The following is a 20,382-nucleotide window of genomic DNA, read 5'->3' as shown; positions in this document are numbered from 1 at the left end:
TTCAGAGTGGGCCTTGTCAAGGTGACTGGTGCAGCGGGAGACTTGTCGTGTGAACCGTGACGCGCTCACCACCCCCCTCCTGGACGCGAGTCCGGACCCCGACGCCTCCCGGTACGGCTTCGAGGTGCCCGCGCGCGTCGAATCCGTCTCCCGGGCCAGACGGCTGGTGAGCGACCGGCTCGGCCTGTGGCGCCTCGGCGGTGACACCCGCGACACGGCCCTTCTCGTCGTCTCCGAGCTGGTGACCAACGCGGTGGTGCACACCGGTGGCCATCTCGCCTCCGTCCAACTCCAGCTGAGCACGGCCCACTTGCGCGTGACCGTCCAGGACCAGGGCGCCGGTGCGAGCGGGCCGCGGGTCTGCCACGGCATCGAGGAGGAGCGCGGGCGCGGGCTGCTGCTCGTCGAGGCGGTCAGCAGCGCCTGGGGCACCTGCGACCGGGAGCACGGCGCGGGGCGCGCGGTCTGGGCCGAACTCCCGCTGGGCGCCACGGTTTCCGACCCCCTGGGCACGGGTGTGCTCGAAGCGGAATGGCCGTGCTGAAGCGCCTCGCCGCACTGCTCGCCCCCGGCCGCGACGGCCACCGCTCCGCCCACCCGCCCCACCCCTCGGTACAGCCCCTCGCGCAGCCCGCGCCCGTGCGCCGCTGCGAGCGGCGGGAGCCCCGCCTCACCCGGCTCGACCTCCCGAACACCCTGGTCGCCACCCTCGGTTGCGACGCCGTCGGCCTCCCCGCGCGCTACGGCATGCGCCTGCTGGGCCGGCTGCCGCGCGGCGGCTGCGTCTTCGCGGACAGCGACTGGTGGTGGTGGATCGTCCCCGCCGGATCCGACCTCGGCCTGCTGTGGCCGCTGCCCGCGCACTACGCGCCGGGCGCCCGGGTGCCGGCGATCGCCCCCCGGCTGATCCGCTCCCCCGAGGGCGACAGCCCCTACACCCCGCCGATCCCGCTCTATCTGATGACCTGCCAGCTGACCGGAATGCTGCCCCGCTGGCCGGTCGGCGTCTCCGGCCCGGTGCGCTGATCCGCGCACCGGGTCCGGTCCGACGGCGGCGATCGTTTCCGGACGGTGATCGTTTCTGGACGGTGATCCGTTCGGGCGGGACGGGCCGGGTACCGGCCGGATAGGCTTTCCGGCATGTCAGAAGCGAATGCGAGCCCCGAACGCGAGGGGCTCACGCCGCGCCAGGCGCGCCACGTCCGGATAGCCCTCTCGGCGGCCATCATGATCGCCGTCGGCGCGGTCCTGGTCCTCCGGCTCGGCAGCACCCACTCGGTGCTCACCCTCGGCTTCTACGGCATGGCCCTGATCCTCTCGGGCACCGCGCTGGTCCTCAGCCGGGCCGGCCGCACCCGCTGGGCGACCCTGGTCCTCGGCATCGGTGTGGCCGTGGCCGTGGTCGCGGAGTGGGCCGTCGCCGCGATGCGCTGACACCGCGACACACACGGACAGACACGGACAGACACGGACGCGCACGGGTGCACCGACGCACCGACGCACCGACGCACCGACGCCATGACACCCCGGGTCCGGTCCGACCTGAAAGGGCCTCGGCGGCGGCCCCGGACCGGACCCGGGGTCAGCCGCCGGAGACGGCCCTGAGGTGCGCCTTCCCATGGCGCACCCCCGGAGCGGCGCTCCGGTTCTCGCGGAGGACGAAGGTGATGCGGGTACAGCCGCTCCCCTGGAGGCGGGCCGGGGTCTCGTCCACGATCCGGCAGTCCGTGCGGCCCCAGCGGGGGTCCGGGTGGTACACCGGGCGCACGGCGCCGTCGTGGTGGATGCCGTCCGCGCCCACCGCGCTCACCCAGAGCGGGAGTCCGCAGCGGTAGGCGGCGTCCATGATCGGGTCGAGGGCGATGTCGTCGCGGACGGCCATCAGCCGTTCGTCGCCCTCCTCCTGGCCCTCGGCCTCCAGCGCGGCCGCCAGCTGGGCCATCAGCGGCAGGCACCAGCTCGTCTCGTGCTCGGCGAGCACCACCGGGGCGTCGGGGTGGAAGAGCACGAAGCGGAGGAAGTTCTGCTGGGGCATGGCCGAGGGGTGGGGGCCGACGCCGCGGAAGAGGTGGTCGTAGGCCGGGTTCGCGTGCAGGACGTCCCAGCGGCGGTCGAACAGCACCGAGGGCAGCGGTACCGCGTCCATCAGGGCCGCGTAATCCCGTAGGTAGGCGCGCGTAGCAGGGTCGGCGTGAGTGGCCGGGCCGGCGGGTGCCTGGGGCAACGCCGGCCCCTCGGGGGCGGCCGCCGGGGCGGGCCGTGCCGGGTGCGCGGGAGTGCGCGGGGGGACCGGGCCGGAGGGCCGCACGGGCACGGGCCGGCGGGCCGGGGCGGACGGCGGGATCGGACCGGAGGGCCGCAGCGGGGCGTTCCACGAGGCGGTGGAGCGCTCGCCGGAGAGCCGGCGCAGCCGCTTGCCACGGGCGACGGCACGCGCGGCACCGACCAGGCCCAGGGGCCCCTGAGCCCCTGTGACATCGACGCCGGCCTCGTTCGCCATCGAGAACGCCACCTTTCCGAGCTTCTCGAAGTCCTGCCAAGTCCCGCTCTGGCAGCCCCCTTTGGATCATCCTTGTTCCACCGTGATCCTGCTACCGCTCGGACGGTGGTGTCAACTATCGTGGCATTCGGCCGCGATGAGCGTCACGTTCACGCCACAACTGTGGCAGGGCCTGGCTGCATTCGCTCGAAACGGTTAATCTCCCGGCAGCCCGTTGAGTGCGGGGCAGCCCCGCATGATCTAGGAGACCCACTGGTGACGGACGGCTTCTCGGTTCCGGCTCCGACATCGGGCGGCCAGCTCGCCGCCACCGTCGCCCGGATCGCCGACCTCGCGGACAAGCTCGGAATCAGCCACGTCGCGGTCTTCGACGTGGATCTGCTCTCCGAGGCCTCGGGCGTACCCGCGGACGTGGTCCGCGAGCTGCTCGACGGCAGGCAGGCGGGCGAGCCCGACCTCCAGGCGCGCTTCCTCCAGCGGTTCGACCTGCTGCGCAGGACCCGGCTCAAGCCCAACGGCCGGCGCTACACCCAGCAGGAGATAGCCGACGGAGCGGGCATGTCGCGCCAGCAGGCGGGTGCGCTGATCAACGGCGACCGCCGCCCCACGATGGAGCACTGCGCGGCGATCCAGCGCTTCTTCCAGGTCCACGCGGGCTTCCTCACGGCCGACGACGCGGACGCCCTCGACGGGGCCCTGCGCCGTACCGAGCAGGGGCTGCTTCAGGACTTCGCCGGGGAAAGCGACCCGTTGGAGCGCCTGTTGCAGGACCATGGGGTACGCGGCATCGCCTGGCGGGCAGCCCAACTGCCCACGGACAAGCACCGGGACAAGGTCACCGAGTGGCTGGACCTGCTCCTGGAGAGCACCAAGCCGACCGACGGCTGACATCCGGACAGGCGGGATTCCGACGCGTCCCGACAGGCACGCGCGGGGAGAGGAGTGCGGTGAGCATCGGCAAGGACATGCGCCGGCTGTGCGGCGAACTGGTCGCCGGGATCGACCTCCCCGCGCCCGCCGAGCCCGCCGACCTGTACCAGGCGCTGTGCGACGGCATGAGCCGCCGCCGCGGCCGCCCCGTGCGCTACCGGATGGCGTCCTTCCCCCCGGGCACGGCCAGCGGGCTGTGGCTGGACATGGCCGAACAGGACCTCGTCGTCATCGAGGAACGCACGGCCCCCTACCACCAGCTGGTCATTCTCGGCCATGAGCTGTGGCACATGAAGGCGGGCCACTGCGGCCACCATGTCGAGGGGGCCGCGGTCGCCGCCCGGCTGCTGTCGGACGAGGCCGACCTCCAGGAAACAGTGCTCAAGGTCGCGGCCCGCTCGCGTTCGGACGCGGCCGAGGAGCGCGAGGCGGAGAGCTTCGGTCTGCTGCTCGGCAGCAAGTGCCGGGCCTGGCTCGCCGGTTCGACCGGGCGCGGCCCCGTCCGGCGGGACGGCCTGGCCGGCCGTATCGGCGCGTCGCTGGGATACCGCGGGCCACAGGGCTGATGCGTGGACGGTTCCGACTACTACATACCGGCCGCCGCCCTCGCCGTCGCACTGGCGTTCAAGCTGCCGGGTATGGTGCGCGACTGGCGTGACCCGCTGCTGCGCTCGGTCTGCGCGCTGCTGGTGCTGGGCGCCTGCACCTTCTTCTTCGCCGCGCCGCCGACCATCGGCGAGGTCAACCGGATCACGGGCGTCCCCAACATCTCGGCCCCGCTGGTCTACTGCATCCTCTCCGCGTTCAGCGCCTCCTGTCTGATCCTGCTGGTCAACTGGCGCGGTGGGCCGCCCGAGGAGACCCGCCGGGAGTCCCTGCGCTGGATCGCCGGCTACAGCGCGGTCGTGGTCGCCCTGATCGCGCTGTTCCTGCTCGGCGACGCCCCGGTGGAGCGGCTGCGGGACCTGGACACCTACTACGCGAACACGCCGTACATGCGCGAGATGATCGTGCTGTACCTGATCGCGCACAGCGTGGCCGCGGTCGCCATGACCGTGCTCTGCTGGAGCTGGTCGACCCGGGTGCACGGCTGGCTGCGCGGCGGGCTGACCGTCATCGTCTGCGGCTCCCTCTTCAACCTCGCCTACGGCGTGACCAAGTTCGCCGCCGTGTTCGCCCGCTGGGCCGGGGTCGACTGGGACGGGCTCAGCAGCGTCCTCGCCCCGCCCCTGGCCTCGGTCGGGGCCCTGCTCAGCGCCATCGGCTTCATCCTCCCGCTGGTGGGCCAGCGCCTCTCCGACCAGTGGCACGCCTGGCGGACGTACCGGCGGCTCGGCCCGCTCTGGCGGGAACTGCGCGCCGCCGCGCCCCCCGGCACCCCCACGGTCCGCATCTCCTTCTTCTCCCCCGTCGAACTGCGCGTCACCCAGCGCGAGTCGGACATCCACGACCGGCTGCTGCAACTCGACCCGTACTTCGACCGCGAGCTGCGCGCCACCGTGTACGAGGAGTCCCTCGCCGCGGGCGCCGACGGCCACCAGGCACGGGCGGCCGGCGACGCGGCGATGGTCGCGGGCGCGCTGCGGGCCCGCGCGGCCGACCCCGACGGGGAGATCATCAGCTCGGCGCAGACATACACGACCGAGGCAGCCGAGGGGCCGCGCGACCTGGTGCGCATCTCCCTCGCGCTGCGACAGTCCCCCGTCGTCGCGGCGGCGCGCACGCGTGCCGTCAGGTCGGAGAGCGGCACCCCATGAACGATCCCGTGAGCGGTCCTGTGAGTGATCCTGTGAGAACCGGTCGGAGCGCCCCGCGCTCCGCCGTGGTCATCGGCGGCGGCCTGGCCGGCATGCTGGCCGCCGCCGTCCTCGCCCGGTACGCCGGCGAGGTGACCGTCGTCGACCGCGACGTCCTGCCCGACGGGCCGCGCGCCCGCCGCAGCCTCCCCCAGGCACACCACGCCCATCTGCTGTGGAGCGGCGGCGCGCGGGCGATCGAGTCCCTGCTGCCGGGCACCACGGACCGCTGGCTCGCCGCGGGCGCGCGGCGCATACCGCTGCCGACCGGCCTGGTCTCGATGTCGGCCCTCGGCTGGTTCCGGCGCTGGCCGGAGATGCAGTTCCTGATCGCGTGCAGCCGGGACCTGCTGGACTGGGTGGTCCGCGAGCAGGTCCTCGCCCTGCCGAACGTCCGGCTCCTTGAGCGCACCGAACTCCTCGGCCTCGACGGCGACGCGGACCGGGTCCACGGGGTGCGGGTGCGCTGCGCCGAGCACGGTGAACGCCCTCTGGCGGCGGACCTGGTGGTGGACGCGAGCGGGCGCGGCTCCCGGGCGCCGGAGTGGCTGCGCGCCCTCGGGCTCGGCACGGTGGACGAGGAGGAGGTCGACTCGGGCCTCGCCTACGCCAGCCGGATCTTCCGCGCGCCCAAGGGCGCCGAGGACTTCCCCGTGGTGAACGTGCAGGCGGACGCGCGCGAGCCGCGACCGGGCCGGACGGCGACCATCGTGCCCCTGGAGGGCGGCCGCTGGCTGGTGACCCTCTCCGGCACCCGCGGCGGGGAGCCGACCGGCGCGGCCGAGGAGTTCGAGGACTTCGCCCGCTCGGTGCGGCACCCGGTCGTCGGCGAGCTGATCTCCCTGCGGGAGCCGCTGACCGAGGTCGTGGTCAACCGGAGCACGGTCAACCGCCGGCGCTTCTTCGAGAAGGCGGACCGCTGGCCGGAGGGCTTCGTCGCGATCGGCGACGCGGTCGCCACCTACAACCCCGTGTACGGGCACGGCATGTCGGTGGCCGCGCAGGGGGTCGTCGCGCTGCGCACGGAGCTGGAGCGCCACGGGATCGGCGCTCCGGGGCTCGCCCGGCGGGTGCAGCGGGCCGTCGCCCGCCCGGTCTCCATGGCGTGGGACCTGGCCACCGGGCAGGACATCCTCTACCCGGAGGCCAAGGGGAAGAGGCCCGGACGGGGTTCGGAGCTGCTGCGCCGCTATGTGGACCGGCTGATGCTGACGGCGACCGGCCGGCCGATCGTGATGAAGGCGCTCTTCGACGTGATGACCCTCTCCGCCCCCCTCACCTCCCTGGCCCGGCCGGAGATCGCGCTGGCCGTACTGCGCGGCCCCCAGCAGGCGCAGCTGCCCGGCCCGCCGCTGACCGACGGGGAGTGGCGGATCGCCAAGGAACCGGCGTCCTGGGAACCGCCGGCGGACGCCGCCCCCGACCGCCCGGAGGACGCGGCGGATCGACCGGCGGGGCTGGCGGACTTGGGGGACACGGCGGACCTCGGGGACACGGCGGATCGACCGGTGGGGTCGGCGGACCTGGGGGACACGGCGGACCTCGGGGACGCCGCCGCCCGGGAGACGGACCCGGCCGGCGCGTAGGAGGTGTCCGGCGGATCGGGGCCGGACAGGACGCGGCGTCCGGGACGGCACGGCATAGGCTCGGGACCACGATGAACGGGAACGACACAGGCGGCGGGCGCGGGGCCCTGCCGCCGCTGGAACCGAAGGCGGACCGCGAGACGGTGCGACGGCACAACCTGAGCCTGGTACTGCGCACGGTCCGCGACGCGGGCGAGGTGACCCGGGCCGGGGTCTCGGCCCGGGTGGGGCTCACCCGCGCCGCCGTCTCCTCGCTGGTCGAACAGCTGCTGGAGAGCGGCTTCCTGACCGAGTCCGGCAAGACCTTCAGCGGCCAGGCCGGCCGGCCGGGCACCGTACTGAAGGTCGCCCGGACCGGGGTCGCCGGGCTGGGCGTGGAGATCAACGTCGACTATGTCTCGGTGTGCGTGGTGGACCTCGCGGGCACCGACCGGGTCCGACTGGTCGAGCACCTCGACAACCGCGGGACCGACCCGGCGCTGGTCTTCGCCCGCGCCGCCCGGACGGCCGCGCGGGCCCTCGCCTCGGCCGCCGAGCAGGAGCTGACCCCGGTCGGGGCGGCGCTGGCGCTGCCCGGCCTGGTCGCCTCCGGCACGGTGCGCCAGGCGCCCAACCTGGGCTGGACGGCGGTCGAGGCGGAGACCCCGTTCGCCGACGCCCTCGCCGCGCTCCGCCCGGACCGGGTGCCGCTGCGGGTCCGCTCGGAGAACGAGGCGAACCTCGCGGCCCTGGCCGAGCTGTGGTTCGGCGGCCTGGGCGCGGCCCGCACCTTCCTGTACCTCACGGGCGAGATCGGCGTGGGCGGCGCGCTGGTCCTCGGCGGTGAACTGCTGCGCGGCGCCAACGGGTTCGCGGGCGAGATCGGCCATGTGACCGTCTCCGACGACGGGCCCCTGTGCCGCTGCGGCTCGCGCGGCTGCCTGGAGCAGTACGCGGGGCAGTCCGCGCTGCTGCGCGCGGCCGGGGTCGACGAGCGGTCCGGGGCGAGCGGTGTCGCCGAGCTGGAGCACCGGGCCGCGGCGGCCGACTCCCGGGCGGTGGCGGCCCTCACCGACGCGGGGCGGGCGCTCGGCCGGGTGCTGGCGGGCGCGGTGAACCTCTTCGACCCGGACGCGGTCGTCCTCGGCGGCATCTACCGCCCGCTGCTGCCGTGGCTGGCGCCCCCGGTGGGCGAGGAGCTGACGACCCGGGTGGTCTCGGGCCTGTGGTCCGCGGACGGGGAGCGCCTGCGCCCGTCCTCCTTGGCGGCGGACGCGGTCCGGGGCGCGGCGGCCCTGGTCCTCCAGGACGTCCTGGAGGACCCGGTCGCGTACGCGCGGCCGCCGGCCGCCGGTGCGGCCGGGGTCTGACACGGGGGCCCGGACCGGGGTTGGGTCCCGGGCCGGGCGGGGTCCGGGCAGGTCCGGGGGCGGCGGGGGTTTGACGCGCGGCCCGGGCCAGGGTCGGGGCGGCGAGTCCCGTCCCGGCGGGGTCCGGGCCGGGCGGAGGGGCCGGGCGGAGGGGCCGGGCGGAGGGGCCGGGCGGACGCGAGCCGGTGCGGACCGAGCGGATACAGGTCGCGCCCCGGCCGACGCGCCGGGCCGGGCCAGGCGAGTCGGGGTCACTCGTCCCGGCCCGCGCCGCCGAGCGGACGCCGGTCCGGTACGGGGGGCGGCCGGCGCTGGTCGGGCGGACTCAAGCCGGTACCGGGTCCGGTGCGGACGGAGCGGACGCGAGTCGCGCCCCGGCCGGGGTTCCGGGGCGACCCGGTCCGCCGCGGGTCCCGGGCCGGACGTGGGCCGGTGCGGACGGGTCCGTACCGGCCGGCAGCCGAGGTCCGGGACCCGGTTCCGGTCCCGTCGGGCGAGGACACGGCGCGTGGCCCGGGCCAGGGTCGGGGCGGCGGGTCCCGTGGGGCGGGCGAGCACGCGGCGCATGGCCCCGGGCGGGCCGGGCACGTGGCACGGGCCCGGAGGGGGTGGCCCGGAACGGGCGGGCCCGGTCCGGCGCGCAGCCAAGGCCGGGGCGGGCCCGGTCAGGCGCGGGTGCCGAGGAGGTGGTCCAGGGCGAGCTGGTCCAGCCGTTCGAAGGCCATGCCGCGCGCGGCCGCCGCGTCCGCGTCGAAGTCCTCGAACGCGCCCCGGTCCGCGAGGAGTCCGGAGAGCCCGTCCTCGGCGGTGGGCCGCGCCAGCTCGTCGAGGCGGGCCGCACGCAGCGCCTCGGTCACCTCCGGGTCGGCCCGGAAGGCGGCGGCGCGCTCCCTGAGGATCAGGTAGTTGCGCATACAGCCCGCCGCGGACTCCCACACCCCCGGCGCGTCCTCGGTGCGCGGCGGCTTGAAGTCGAAGTGGCGCGGCCCCGCGTACCCCGCCGTCTCCAGCAGGTCGACCAGCCAGAACGCGGACCGCAGATCCCCCGCGCCGAAGCGCAGGTCCTGGTCGTACTTGATGCCGTTCTGGCCGTTGAGGTCGATGTGGAAGAGCTTGCCGGCCCACAGCGCCTGGGCGATGGAGTGCGGGAAGTTGAGGCCCGCCATCTGCTCGTGGCCGACCTCCGGGTTCACCCCGTACAGCTCGGGCCGCTCCAGGCGCTCGATGAAGGCGAGGGCGTGGCCGACGGTGGGCAGCAGGATGTCGCCGCGCGGCTCGTTGGGCTTGGGCTCGATGGCGAAGCGGAGCTCGTAGCCCTGCTCGGTGACGTACTCGCCGAGCAGGTCGAACGCCTCCTTCATCCGGTCCAGGGCGAGGCGCACGTCCTTCGCGGCGCCCGACTCGGCGCCCTCCCGGCCGCCCCAGGCGACATACGTCCGCGCGCCCAGTTCGGCGGCGAGGTCGATGTTGCGGAGGGTCTTGCGGAGCGCGTAACGGCGCACATCACGGTCGTTCGCGGTGAAGCCGCCGTCCTTGAAGACAGGGTGGGTGAAGAGGTTGGTGGTCGCCATCGGCACCACGAGCCCGGTCTCGTCGAGGGCCCGCCGGAAGCGCTTGACGTGGGCGTCGCGTGCGGCCTCGTCCGCGCCGAAGGGGATCAGGTCGTCGTCGTGGAAGGTGACGCCGTACGCGCCCAGCCCGGCGAGGTGGCGGACCGACTCGGCCGGGTCCAGCGGGGGCCGGGTCGCGTCGCCGAAGGGGTCCCGCCCCTGCCAGCCGACGGTCCACAGACCGAAGCTGAACTTGTCGTCGGGGGTGGGGGTGAAGCGTTCCGTCATGACCGTGTCCGCCCTTGGCTCGGGTTTTGTTTGCTGACATTACTAATGATGCATGCCGGGGGCATCGGACAGAAGAGGTCCGGAGCCTGTTCTCGCCGGTGGCCGTGGCGTAATTTGTTCTCGATCCGGCCAAATATCGGCCCGCGGGACGGGCCGTGCCCCAGGAGCGAAAGGCGGAGCCATGCCGACGAACCCGGTCGTCATCGGGGTGGACAGTTCGACGCAGTCCACGAAGGCGGCGTTCACGGACGCCGTCACGGGCCGTCCGCTCGCCGTGGGCCGCGCCCCGCACCGGGTCTCCGGCGAGGGCGGGGCGCGCGAGAGCGACCCCGAGACCTGGTGGGCGGCCCTGCGGGAGGCCGTCGCCGGGGGGCTGCGGGAACTGGCCGCGTCGGGCGCGGGCCCGTCGGACGTCATCGGGATCGCGGTCGCCGGCCAGCAGCACGGTCTGGTCGTCCTGGACGGCAAGGGCGTCCCGCTGCGGCCCGCGCTGCTGTGGAACGACACCCGCTCCGCGCCGCAGGCCGCCGCCCTCACCGAGGCACTGGGCGGCCCGGACGCGTGGACGGCACGGACGGGGTCGGTGCCGGTCGCCTCCATGACCGCGGCCAAGTGGCAGTGGCTGCGGGAGAACGACCCGGCCGCGGCCGAGGCGGCGGCCGCCGTACGGCTCCCGCACGACTTCCTCACCGAACGTCTCGCGGGGGTGGCCGCCACGGACCCCGGGGACGCGTCCGGGACCTGCTGGTACTCGACGGCCGAGGGCGCCTGGGACGGCGGACTCCTCGATCTCACCGGCCTGGACGCGCGGCTGCTGCCGACCGTGGCGGAGACCGGCGGCACCCGGGTCGGCACCCTCACCCCGGCCGCGGCGGCCGAGCTGGGGTTGCCGGACGGGGTGGCCGTGGCGGCGGGCACGGGGGACAACATGGCCGCGGCGGTGGGGCTGGGGCTCGGCGGGGCGGGTCTGCTGAACCATCCGGCGCTCAGCCTCGGCACCTCGGGGACGGTCTTCGCGGCGACCCGCACCCGGCCCGCGTCGCCCGCGCTGGCGGGGTTCGCGGCGGCCGACGGCACCTACCTCCCGCTGGCCTGCACCCTCAACTGCACGCAGGCCGTGGACAAGGTCGCCGCGCTGCTGGGCCTGGACCGGGAGGCGGCCGAGGCGGGCGGCGAGCTGGTGGTCCTGCCGTACCTGGACGGCGAGCGCACCCCGGACCTGCCGGGCGCCGCCGGCCTGCTCACGGGCCTGCGGCACACCACGACCCGCCAGCAGATCCTGGGCGCGGCGTACGAGGGCGCGGTGGTGACGGTGCTGCGCGTGCTCGACGAGGTGCTGCGCGCCTGCGGCGAGGACCCGGCCGGCACGGACACGGCCGGTCGGCCGCTGCGGCTGGTGGGCGGGGGCGCGCGGGGCCGCCACTGGGTGGAGACGGTCCGCCGCCTCTCGGGCCGCCCGCTGATCCTCCCGTCGACCACGGAACTCGTCGCCCTGGGCGCGGCGGCGCTGGCGGCCTCGGCGGCGACGGGCGAGGACGCGGTGGGGCTGGCGGCGGGCTGGGGCGACAGCGGCCACGGGGGTCCGGGCGGCGCCACGGAACTGCCCGCCGTCCCGAGGGACACGGCGGCCTGGGACCGGATCTCGTCGGTCCTGGACCGGGCGACGGGGACGCTGCTGGGGTGAGACGAGCGGGTCGTGCGCCGGGCCCGGCGGGGGGCGCGGCCGGCGAGTCGGCGGGGGCGGAACGGGCCCGGGCCGAGCGTGTGCCGTCGGCAGCGGACTCGCGTCGGGGACGGGAGCGCAAAGCGCGGGCAGGGGCCGCGACCGGTGCGCGGCGCGGGCGGCCGTGCGCGTCAGGCGCGGGGCCCAGCGGGGGCGGGGCTGCGTATGCGGGCGGGGGCGAGGCGCGGGGCCCGGCGGGGGTTCCACCGCCGCCGGCCGGGCCCATGCCCTCGTGATCGGACGGGTGCGCCACCCGGTCGGTCACGAGGGTGCGCGGTCGGTCCTCCGCCCCGCCCCGGCGCCGGTCACGCGCGAGTGCCGCACGGCTCACCCCGTGCGGCGCGCCGCACGCACCGGCACCGGTCGGGGCGGAGGCTTTCGGTCCGCGCCCGGCTGCCGAGGCAGGGCGCGCACGCGGCGGCCCGACGGTCCCGAGCGGGGCGTCCGCCGGGCCGCCGCCGGGCGGCGGGGTCCGGCACGGGTCGCGGCCGGGGCCGCGTCACTCCGTGCCGAGGGGGCCGGGCGGGCTGTCACGTGATCGGGCCGCACGCGCGGGCCCCGGCGGGACCGGAGCCGCGGGGGCCGTTGTCACGGGCGCATTCCCAGGTCCAGATCCATGTCCATGTCCCGGTCGAGCTCCTCAAGCTCCAGCTCCGCCTCCACGTCGACGTCCACCAGGCCCTCGAACTCGTCGGGGGAGAGGTCGTCGTCCGTCTCCAGCGTCTCCGCCATCTCCAGATCCAGGTCGGGATCGAGGGCGGGGTCGAGCCCCAGGTCCGGATCGACCGGGCCGTCACCCTCGGGGTCGTCCGCGACCGCCGTCGCGGAGGAGTACCCGGAGCGGGACGCGCCCTCGGGCCGGCCGGGGCGGATCGGGATCTCGGCGAGGACCACGCTGCCCGTGTCGGTGCGGTGCGCGACTGTGCGGTGCGCGTACGCGTCGACCAGGCGGAGGCCCCTGCCGCAGGGCACATTGGCGTCCAGGGGCTCCTGGCGCCGGTCCAGACGGTCCTTCCAGCAGCCGCCGTCCATGACCTCGACCGTCACGGAGTCCTCCCGGACGGTGATCACGGTGGAGACCCAGGGGCTGCCGCTGTGCATGACCACGTTCGTCACCAGTTCGGTGACGATCACCGACAACGCCTCGTCCAGGTGGTCGGACAGTCGCCACCGGCGCGCGACCGCCCGGGCGAGGCGCCGTAGTTGCCGCGCGGCCTCCGGCGAGGCGGGCATCGCGCAGTGGGCCAGGCCCCGGAGACCCGAGGCTGGACCCGCCCGTTGCCGGGCCGGGTCCGAGGCACGTTCTATGGCAATCACTTGGGCTCCTGTTCGGTCGGGCGTCGTCGCCTCGACCAAGGTCCAGCGGCCGGGAGGCGGGGTACGTCTCACCGAGGGCCTGTTCTGTGGATCCTGCCGGGCTCGCGTGCCCTGGCACGCGAGCTCGCCGCGTTGTCGTCGGTCGCCTACGCTCCGCGTGGACTCCCTCCTCCGCCTTGCGATCACACGCGCCAGACCCCGCTCACTGATCCGGCCCGACCCACAGAACAGGCCCGGCCGTCGACAGCCATGCAGATCTTCTGCGGCAGCTCAACATTGCTGTCCGCGCCGTATCCCTTCAATCAGGGACACTGAAACCCGTATACGTAAAGAATCGAAATGCCCCGGAACCTCCCAGGAGAGTGATTCGGTGGACACGGTGAGTGATGCCGAAGGAGACCGCTGGCTGTCCCAGGTGCTCGCGCGGGACGCCCCCGGCGCCGACGACGCGGACGACGCGTACCGCGCCGACGAGGCCGCGCTGCTGCTCGTCGAGGGCGCGGCCGGCACGGGACGGTCGCGGCTGGCGCGACGGCTGCTGGCGGCGGCCGAGGCGGGGGGCGCGCGGACGGTGACGGTGACGTGCACGCCGTTCGGCGCGTCGGTCACCGCAGGGCCCGGGCCCGGCCCGCGGGCCCTGCCGACCGGGCGCGCGCCGCAGGGGGGCGGGGCGGCGGCCGGGGGCCGCCCACCGGCGCCCGGGGGCGGCGCTTCCGCCCGGGCCGGCTCCGGGGCCCGTTCCGTACCGGCCGCGGCAGGTACGGGCGACGGTCAGGGCGTCCGCGCCACGGTGCCGGACCGGGGTGCCGGTGGGGCCGGAGCCCCGCCGTCCGCAGCCACCGGTACGGGCCAGGCGCCCGGCGCGGGGGGACGCGAGACCCGGACCGCCGGCGGCGCGTCCGCTCCGCCCTCGGCCGGGGGCACCGCCACCGGCGCGCCCCCGCCCGCCGACCGGCCGGACACCCGGGCCGCTCCCGGCGCTCCCCCGGCGGGCTCCCCCGGCCACTCCGACACCGGACCCGCCCCCGGAACCCCTGGCCCCCGGCCCACCACCGGGACCACCCCCTCCCCTGCCGCCCGGCCCGCCCCCGGCACCGCCGCGACCCTGCCCGCCGGGCGGCCCGACACCCGGCCCGTCCCCGCCGAGGACCGGGCCGACGCCCCCGCCGGGGCCCATGAACCCGCCGCACCCCCCGCGCTCGCCGCGGACACCCCGCCCCCGCTCACCGGTGCCGCCCTGCGCGAGGCCCTTGCCGTGCGGCTCGCGGCCGCCCGGGAGGGCCGGGGCGGGGGCGGGACGGACGCCGCGCTCCTCGTCGTCGAGGACGTGCACCTCGCCGACCGCGCCGCGCTGGACCTGCTGCGCCGGCTGCTCGCCGACCCGCCCGCCCGGCTCGCCGTCGTCCTGACCTACCGTCCCGAGGAACTCCGCGAGCCCGGGCTCGCCCTGGGCAGGGGGGCCGCCCTGCCCGCCGGGCTAGCGGTACGGCGACTGCGGCTCGCGCCGTTCGACGCCGGGCAGGTGCGGGCCCTCGTCGAGGAGGAGCTGGGCCCCGACTGCGGCCCGGCCGACCTCTTCACCCGCATCGCCCACGGCTCGGGCGGCGTCCCGCAGATCGTCGTCGATCTGGTGCGGCTGCTGCGGGAGACCGGCGAGCCCCGGGAGCGGTACACGGCCCGGGACCTGGAGGCGGTCGGCGTGCCGCCGCGTCTGGCGCAGCTGGCCCTCGCCCGCACCGCCGCCCTGTCCGCGCAGGTCCGCCCGGTCGCGTGGGCGGCGGCGGTGCTGGGCGAGCCCGTGGAGGCCGAGGAGCTGACGGCGGTCGCCGGGCTGAGCGGCGAGTCCGGCACCCGGGCCCTGGTGTCGGCGCTGCGCACGGGCGTGCTGACGGAGGACGCGTCCGGCCGGTACGGGTTCTTCGTACCGCTGGCCGCGACGGCGGTGTACGACGAGGTGCCCGGACCGGTGCGACGGCAGCTGCACCGCAGTGCCGCGCACGTCCTCGGGCACCGGCGTCCGGTGCCGTGGCCCGCCCTCGCCCGGCACCGGCGGCACGGCGGCGAGGTGCGCGGCTGGCTCCACGCGGTGGAGCAGGCCGCCCAGGAGAGCGCCGCGGCGGGCGATCACCAGGCGGCGGTCGATCTGCTGGAGCAGACCCTGTCCCGGCCGACCGTCCCGCTGAGCGCCCGGGCCCGGCTCGCGCCGCTGCTGGCGCACAGCGCGGTGCTCGGGCTGCGCTCGGAGCAGACGGTGACCGTGCTGCGGCAGATCCTCGACGAGCAGTCCCTGCCCGCCGCCGTGCGCGGCCAGATCCGGCTGGACCTCGGGCTGCTGCTCTGCAACCAGGCCGTGGCCGGGGTGCAGGGCTGGCTGGAGCTCCAGCGGGCCGTGGAGGAACTCCAGGAGAAGCCGGTGATGGCCGCGCGGGCCATGGCGGCGCTCGCCATGCCGCTGCTGTCGACCGTGCCGCTGGAGCGCAACCTCCACTGGCTGGAGCGAGCGGAGAAGGCGGGCGCGGACAGCGGCGACGAGGAGGCGCGCACGGCCGTGGCCGCCAACCGGGTCGGCACGCTGATGTACGTGGGCGATCCGGCGGCCTGGCAGGCGCTGGAGGCCCTGCCGCGGGACACCACCGACCCGACGTACCAGCAGCATGTGGCCCGTGGGCTGTGCAACGCGGCGGACGGCGCGCTGTGGCTGGGCGAGCTGGGCCCCGCCCGTGAACTCCTCGCCGAGGGGCTTGAGTTGGCGACCCGCAGCGGTGCCGCCTATGTGGAGGAGGGCGCGCGCGGCACGCGCCTGCTGCTGGACTGGGCCGAGGGCGAATGGGCCGATCTGCCGTCCCGGGCACGGGCGTTCACCGCCGAAGCGGAGACCATGCCGGGCATGGCGGTGGACGGCCGGATCGTCCTCGGCATGCTCGCCCTCTCCAAGGGCGAGTGGCAGCAGGCGACGGCCTGGCTCACGGGCGAGGGCCCGCGCGACGCGAACGGCTCCGCGGTGCCCCATCTGGCCGCCGCCTCCGGCGCGTTGATCCGGATGGCCCTGGTCCGCGACGACGTCGAGTCCGCCGTGGGCGAGGCGTCCGGCGCCTGGGACCGGGTGCGGGACAAGGGCGTATGGGTGTGGGCTGCGGAACTCGCGCCGTGGGCCGTGGAGGCGACCCTGCGCGCGGGCCGGCACGCCACGGCGCGGAACATGATCGGCGAGTACGCGGCCGGGCTGGAGGGCCGCCAGGCCCCGGCCTCCGACGCGGCGCTGCTGTGGTGCCGGGCCCTGCTCGCCGAGGCGGAGGGCGAGCACACGCGGGCGGCCGAGCTGTTCCGGAAGTCGGCCCTCGTCTACGCGGGGCTGCCGCGCCCGTACGCGGTCGTCCTGGCCACGGAGGGCGCGGCCCGGTGCCTGCTCGCCGCGGGCGGGGACACCGGGACGGCGGTGGCCGAACTGACCTCCTGCGTCGAGCGGTTGACCGAACTGGGCGCGGTCTGGGACGCGGCCCGGGTGCGGGCCCTGCTGCGCGCGCATCAGCCGGCCGCCGAGGGCCACCGCCCGCGCGGGCGCCCCAGTTACGGGGACCGGCTGTCGCCGCGCGAGCAGGAGGTGGCGGACCTGGCGGCGACCGGCCTCACCAACAAGGAGATCGCCGCCACGCTGCATCTCTCGCCGCGCACGGTGGAGCAGCATGTCGCCCGGGCGCGGCGCAAGCTGGAGTCGCAGTCCGGGCAGACGCTGCCGCGCGGGCGGGGCAGGCGGTAGGCACCGAAGTCCCCTGCGCGGCGGCCGGGTTGGGCCCCTTGGGCGGGCCCGGGTTTGTTTGCGTATCCGTAAACGCGGACCACGGATAGGCAGGCGTGGCCCCGGGCCCCTACCGTCCTGCCGGTGCCCGGGGTTCCGGCCCCGGCGGCCGCCGTGTCGGACCCCCCACACCGACGGCGACACGGCCGCCCTCCGCCACTCCGGCGGCGCGGTGGTACGGCCGCGGGGGGCCGGTCTCCGGGCACGCGCCGAGGCACCCGGCGGGCGCTCCCCCGCCCGCCGGGGCGCGGGCCCCGAGTTCTCCCGCGCGGGCAGCCCCGTGGATCGTGCGGCCCGGTGCGCTGATAGGTTCATCGGCCATGCGATCACGCGAGTACGACCTGGACTTCCGCGACCGGGCCACCCGCAGACGCTCCTGGGGTGCCGGTCTGCTCGCCCTGGCGGGCCTGCTGTGGGTGTGGTGCGCCGTCCTGCTGCTCACGCCGTACCAGGCCGAGGAGCCGGGGGACGACGATCCGGTGTCCTGCGAGTCGCGGCTGCTGACGGACGGCGGTACGGCCAACCAGGGCGTGCGGAGCGGCACCTACTGCGCGGCCGAACGCGACTGGCCGGAGGCCCTGTTCGTGCTCGGGTTGTCGTTCCCGGTGGCGCTCGCCGGCACGGGCCTGTTCACGGCCGGGACGGTGGCCCGCCAGATGAGCGCCCACGCCGAGGCGATGCGCGAACTGGACACCCTGGCCGACCGTTCCTGAGCCCCCTGCCGCCGCCGGTGCCGGGTCTGGGCCGTCAGCCACCCAGCAGCACCACGCCCCCGTACGACAGCCCGGCCACGACCACCCACGCGCACAGGCCGAGCAGGGCCACCCGGCCGCCGGTGCGGGCCAGGACGGGCAGGCGCACGGCGCTGCCGAGGGCGAACAGGGCCGCCGCCAGGAGCAGTTCCCGGGCCACGTCCGCGACGCCGAGGGCCGCGGCGGGCAGCAGCCCGCTGCTGCGGACGGCCACCGCGCACAGGAATCCGGCGACGAACAGCGGCACCAGCGGAACCCGCCGCCGGCCGGCCCCGGTTCCGCCCGGACCGGCCGGGGTGGTCGCCCGGCGGCGTACCGACAGGGCGACGGCCGCGACCACCGGTGCCAGCAGCGCGACCCGCATCAGCTTCACCATGACGGCCTCGTCGAGCGCGTCCGCACCGGCGGTACGGGCCGTGGCGACGACCTGGCCGACGTCGTGCACGCTCGCGCCGACCCAGCGCCCGAACGCCGCGTCCCCGAGCCCCAACGGCCCCTGGAGCAGCGGGAGTACGGTGATGGCGAGGGTGCCGCACAGGGTCACCAGGGCGACGGCGGTCGCGGCGTCGCGTTCGTCGCTGTCGCGGGACTCGGCGACGGCGCCGATCGCGGAGGCGCCGCAGATCGCGTACCCGACGCCGATCAGCAGCGGCTGGTCGCCGGGCAGCCCGAGCCGGCGGCCGAGCCACCAGGTCCCGAGCAGGGTCGCGCCGACGACGACGGGCACGACCACGGCGGTCTCCCAGCCCAGACCGAGGATGTCGTCCAGGCCGAGACCGAGCCCGAGGAGCACGATCCCGATGCGCATCAGGCGCCGGGCGGCGAACGACAGACCCGGGCGGCCCGGTCCGGCCAGCGCGTGGCGCAGCCGCGGCAGATGGGCGGCCGTGATGCCGAGGACGACGGCGGCGGTGAGCAGCGGCACGGCGGGCAGGGCCCGGTGCACCAGCCAGGCGGCCGCCACTCCGCAGACGGCGAGCCCGAGCCCGGGCAGGAGGCCGCCACGCGGCGGGCGGGGGCGGGTGGACGGTGGGGTTCCGGTGGCGGCGGGTGCCGTCAGGAAGCCCATCAGCAGTCGGTCGGCAGGGCGTAGACGCGCCGGACGCTGGTGCCGAGGCGGGATATGTCCGCGCCGTACACATGCAGGGATATCGCCGTACCCGGCCCGGCGTTGCGCACCGCGTGGATGTCGCCGGGCGGCGCGAAGCCGCACACCTCGCCCCGGCCGTTGACGACGTCGGCGGTGGCGACGAGTCGGGCCGGGGAGTCGGGCCCGCCCGCGGGGACGAGCCGGTAGCGGCGTTCGTGCTCGGCCCCCTGGTGAACGCCGGTGGTGCACCAGGCGATGTGGTCGTGCACGGAGGTGGCCTGGCCGGGCAGCCACACCAGGGCGACCACGGAGAAGCTGCCGTCGTACTCGGCGTGCAGCAGGTGCTGGCGGTAGCGCTCGGGGTCGCCCTGGCACTGCTCGTCGGTCAGCAGGTCGGCGGCGCCGAGGTGTGGGGCGAGGGCCTCGCCGACGAGATGGGCGGTCGGGTCCGGGGGCAGTCCCCGGCCCACGGCCCGGCGGACGCCGTCGAGCAGCGCGGCGAGCCGGTCCGTGACGCGGGGCGCGGTGAAGGCGGTGGGGGCGATGGTCATAGGGGCAGCGTCGGGGCGGCCGTCCATCACGTCCAACGACGGTTTCTTTCCCGTTCCCAAGCCGCGCTTATAGTGCCGCCGGGCTGCCGGGCCGGTCCTCGCACCGCTCCCCGCGCCGGTCCTCGGCCGGGGTCTCGCCCCGGCCGCCCCCCGGCTAGCAGCCGGTCTTGTGGGCCGCCACCGTGCGCAGTTCCTCCAGCAGGAGCGCGGTGGCGGGGATGCGCAGATGCTCGCGGAGGACATAGGCGACGATCCGGCGGCGGGTGACCGGCTGGATGGGCCGTCCGACGACCTCGGGGTGGCGCAGGAAGTTCAGCACCAGCGAGGGGATCATCGACACGCCGAGACCCTCGGCGACGAGGCTCTGCACGGCCAGGTTGTCGTCGGTCATGAAGGCGATGTCGGGGACGAAGCCGGACTCGGCGCACTCATGGAGCAGATTGGCGCGGCAGCGCGGGCATCCGGCGATCCAGCGTTCGTCCGCCAGATCGGTGAGCCGCACCGCCCGCCGCCGGGCGAGCGGGTGCCGGGCGGGCAGCAGGACGACGAGCTGGTCCTCCAGCAGCGGTGTGCCGACCAGTTCCTCGGGCACCTCCTCGCGCAGCCCCGGGTAGCTGAACGCCAGGGAGAGGTCGCACTCGCCGCGTGCCAGCCGCCGCAGCGAGGCGGGCGGCTCGTCCTCCAGCAGGTCGACGCGTATGCCGGGGTGGGAGGCGGCGAGCCGGGCGAGGGCCTCGGGAACCAGGGTGGACACCGCACTCGGGAACGCGCACAGACGCACCCGTCCGGAGCGCAGCCGGGTGATCGCGTTGAGCTGCTCGCGGGCGGCCGCCATGGAGTCGAGGATGCTGCCCGCGTGCCGGGACAGCGCCTCGCCCGCCTCGGTGAGGCGCATCCCCCGTCCGACCCGCACGAACAGCGCCGAGCCGACGTCTCGTTCGAGGGCCTTCATCTGCTGGGTGACGGCGGGCTGGGTGTACCCGAGGGCGCGGGCGGCGGCCGAGTAGGACCCGGTCCTGACCACCTCGTGGAACGTCCTGATGTGCCGTGAATCGAACACCGGCGCATCATAGGCGCGTGCGGACCATAAGCGGACTTTGGGGGACGGGGGTGCTCGCCGTATACCCCCGCTGCGGGCCGGGCCCCGGGGCCGG

17 protein-coding genes are annotated in these 20,382 nt (G+C 76.0%); 11 read left to right on the top strand and 6 right to left on the bottom strand.

Annotated features, from left to right (window positions below):
- Positions 1 to 49 precede the first annotated feature (49 nt).
- The 3 genes from ABZ457_RS07395 to ABZ457_RS07385 all read left to right on the top strand — a co-directional run bounded on the left by ABZ457_RS07395 (position 50) and on the right by ABZ457_RS07385 (position 1,434).
- Positions 50 to 544, top strand: a complete 495-nt coding sequence (locus tag ABZ457_RS07395; protein WP_359154894.1) for an ATP-binding protein — start codon at positions 50 to 52, stop codon at positions 542 to 544.
- Positions 532 to 1,026, top strand: coding sequence for a hypothetical protein (locus ABZ457_RS07390; protein ID WP_359154892.1), 495 nt, complete (start codon positions 532 to 534; stop codon positions 1,024 to 1,026). The genes ABZ457_RS07395 and ABZ457_RS07390 overlap by 13 nt, the downstream gene beginning before the upstream one ends.
- Before the next feature lie 114 nt (positions 1,027 to 1,140).
- Complete coding sequence (locus tag ABZ457_RS07385) at positions 1,141 to 1,434, top strand: hypothetical protein (RefSeq protein ID WP_359154890.1); 294 nt, start codon at positions 1,141 to 1,143, stop codon at positions 1,432 to 1,434.
- Positions 1,435 to 1,582: 148 nt separating this feature from the next.
- Here ABZ457_RS07385 and ABZ457_RS07380 read toward each other — a convergent pair whose 3' ends face one another.
- Positions 1,583 to 2,500 (bottom strand): transcriptional regulator, encoded by a 918-nt coding sequence (locus ABZ457_RS07380; protein WP_359154888.1) that lies wholly within the window; start codon positions 2,498 to 2,500, stop codon positions 1,583 to 1,585.
- 255 nt (positions 2,501 to 2,755) lie between these two features.
- On the opposite strand from ABZ457_RS07380, the gene ABZ457_RS07375 reads away from it, so the two are divergent.
- The 5 genes from ABZ457_RS07375 to ABZ457_RS07355 all read left to right on the top strand — a co-directional run bounded on the left by ABZ457_RS07375 (position 2,756) and on the right by ABZ457_RS07355 (position 8,161).
- Positions 2,756 to 3,388 (top strand): helix-turn-helix transcriptional regulator, encoded by a 633-nt coding sequence (locus tag ABZ457_RS07375; RefSeq protein WP_359154886.1) that lies wholly within the window; start codon positions 2,756 to 2,758, stop codon positions 3,386 to 3,388.
- A gap of 77 nt (positions 3,389 to 3,465) precedes the next feature.
- Complete coding sequence (locus ABZ457_RS07370) at positions 3,466 to 3,996, top strand: toxin-antitoxin system, toxin component (RefSeq protein ID WP_359154933.1); 531 nt, start codon at positions 3,466 to 3,468, stop codon at positions 3,994 to 3,996.
- A 3-nt stretch (positions 3,997 to 3,999) separates the two neighbouring features.
- Positions 4,000 to 5,187, top strand: coding sequence for an MAB_1171c family putative transporter (locus ABZ457_RS07365; protein ID WP_359154884.1), 1,188 nt, complete (start codon positions 4,000 to 4,002; stop codon positions 5,185 to 5,187).
- Positions 5,184 to 6,812, top strand: a complete 1,629-nt coding sequence (locus tag ABZ457_RS07360; protein WP_359154882.1) for an FAD-dependent oxidoreductase — start codon at positions 5,184 to 5,186, stop codon at positions 6,810 to 6,812. The genes ABZ457_RS07365 and ABZ457_RS07360 overlap by 4 nt, the downstream gene beginning before the upstream one ends.
- Before the next feature lie 71 nt (positions 6,813 to 6,883).
- Positions 6,884 to 8,161: an ROK family protein gene (locus tag ABZ457_RS07355; RefSeq protein ID WP_359154880.1), complete on the top strand. Its 1,278-nt coding sequence runs from the start codon at positions 6,884 to 6,886 to the stop codon at positions 8,159 to 8,161.
- A 665-nt stretch (positions 8,162 to 8,826) separates the two neighbouring features.
- Here ABZ457_RS07355 and xylA read toward each other — a convergent pair.
- The gene (xylA, locus tag ABZ457_RS07350; RefSeq protein WP_359154878.1) at positions 8,827 to 9,999 is read right to left on the bottom strand and encodes a xylose isomerase; all 1,173 of its coding nucleotides are present in this window, start codon (positions 9,997 to 9,999) and stop codon (positions 8,827 to 8,829) included.
- A 181-nt stretch (positions 10,000 to 10,180) separates the two neighbouring features.
- On the opposite strand from xylA, the gene xylB reads away from it, so the two are divergent.
- The gene (xylB, locus tag ABZ457_RS07345) at positions 10,181 to 11,683 is read left to right on the top strand and encodes a xylulokinase (RefSeq protein ID WP_359154876.1); all 1,503 of its coding nucleotides are present in this window, start codon (positions 10,181 to 10,183) and stop codon (positions 11,681 to 11,683) included.
- Positions 11,684 to 12,310: 627 nt separating this feature from the next.
- Here the strand turns inward: xylB and ABZ457_RS07340 are convergent.
- Positions 12,311 to 12,955, bottom strand: coding sequence for an ATP-binding protein (locus ABZ457_RS07340; protein WP_359154874.1), 645 nt, complete (start codon positions 12,953 to 12,955; stop codon positions 12,311 to 12,313).
- Between the two features lie 463 nt (positions 12,956 to 13,418).
- Between ABZ457_RS07340 and ABZ457_RS07335 the strand changes: the two genes are divergently transcribed.
- Together ABZ457_RS07335 and ABZ457_RS07330 are read left to right on the top strand one after the other, a co-directional pair.
- Positions 13,419 to 16,796, top strand: a complete 3,378-nt coding sequence (locus ABZ457_RS07335; protein WP_359154872.1) for a LuxR C-terminal-related transcriptional regulator — start codon at positions 13,419 to 13,421, stop codon at positions 16,794 to 16,796.
- A 359-nt stretch (positions 16,797 to 17,155) separates the two neighbouring features.
- A complete protein-coding gene (locus ABZ457_RS07330) occupies positions 17,156 to 17,548 on the top strand; it encodes a hypothetical protein (RefSeq protein ID WP_359154870.1) in 393 nt (130 codons plus the stop codon).
- A gap of 34 nt (positions 17,549 to 17,582) precedes the next feature.
- Here ABZ457_RS07330 and ABZ457_RS07325 read toward each other — a convergent pair whose 3' ends face one another.
- The 3 genes from ABZ457_RS07325 to ABZ457_RS07315 all read right to left on the bottom strand — a co-directional run bounded on the left by ABZ457_RS07325 (position 17,583) and on the right by ABZ457_RS07315 (position 20,288).
- On the bottom strand, positions 17,583 to 18,656 hold the full coding sequence (locus ABZ457_RS07325) for a putative sulfate exporter family transporter (protein ID WP_359154868.1): 1,074 nt from the start codon (positions 18,654 to 18,656) through the stop codon (positions 17,583 to 17,585).
- On the bottom strand, positions 18,656 to 19,228 hold the full coding sequence (locus ABZ457_RS07320; RefSeq protein ID WP_359154866.1) for a cysteine dioxygenase family protein: 573 nt from the start codon (positions 19,226 to 19,228) through the stop codon (positions 18,656 to 18,658). Before ABZ457_RS07320 ends, ABZ457_RS07325 begins: the two co-directional genes overlap by 1 nt.
- 154 nt (positions 19,229 to 19,382) lie before the next feature.
- Positions 19,383 to 20,288: a LysR family transcriptional regulator gene (locus ABZ457_RS07315; RefSeq protein WP_359154864.1), complete on the bottom strand. Its 906-nt coding sequence runs from the start codon at positions 20,286 to 20,288 to the stop codon at positions 19,383 to 19,385.
- Positions 20,289 to 20,382: the final 94 nt, after the last annotated feature.

Origin of the sequence: Streptomyces sp. NPDC005805 (assembly GCF_040630445.1) — a bacterium.
GTDB lineage: Bacteria > Actinomycetota > Actinomycetes > Streptomycetales > Streptomycetaceae > Streptomyces.
Note: the sequence above shows the minus strand (reverse complement) of the source record. Positions and strands in the feature narration are given on the sequence as shown.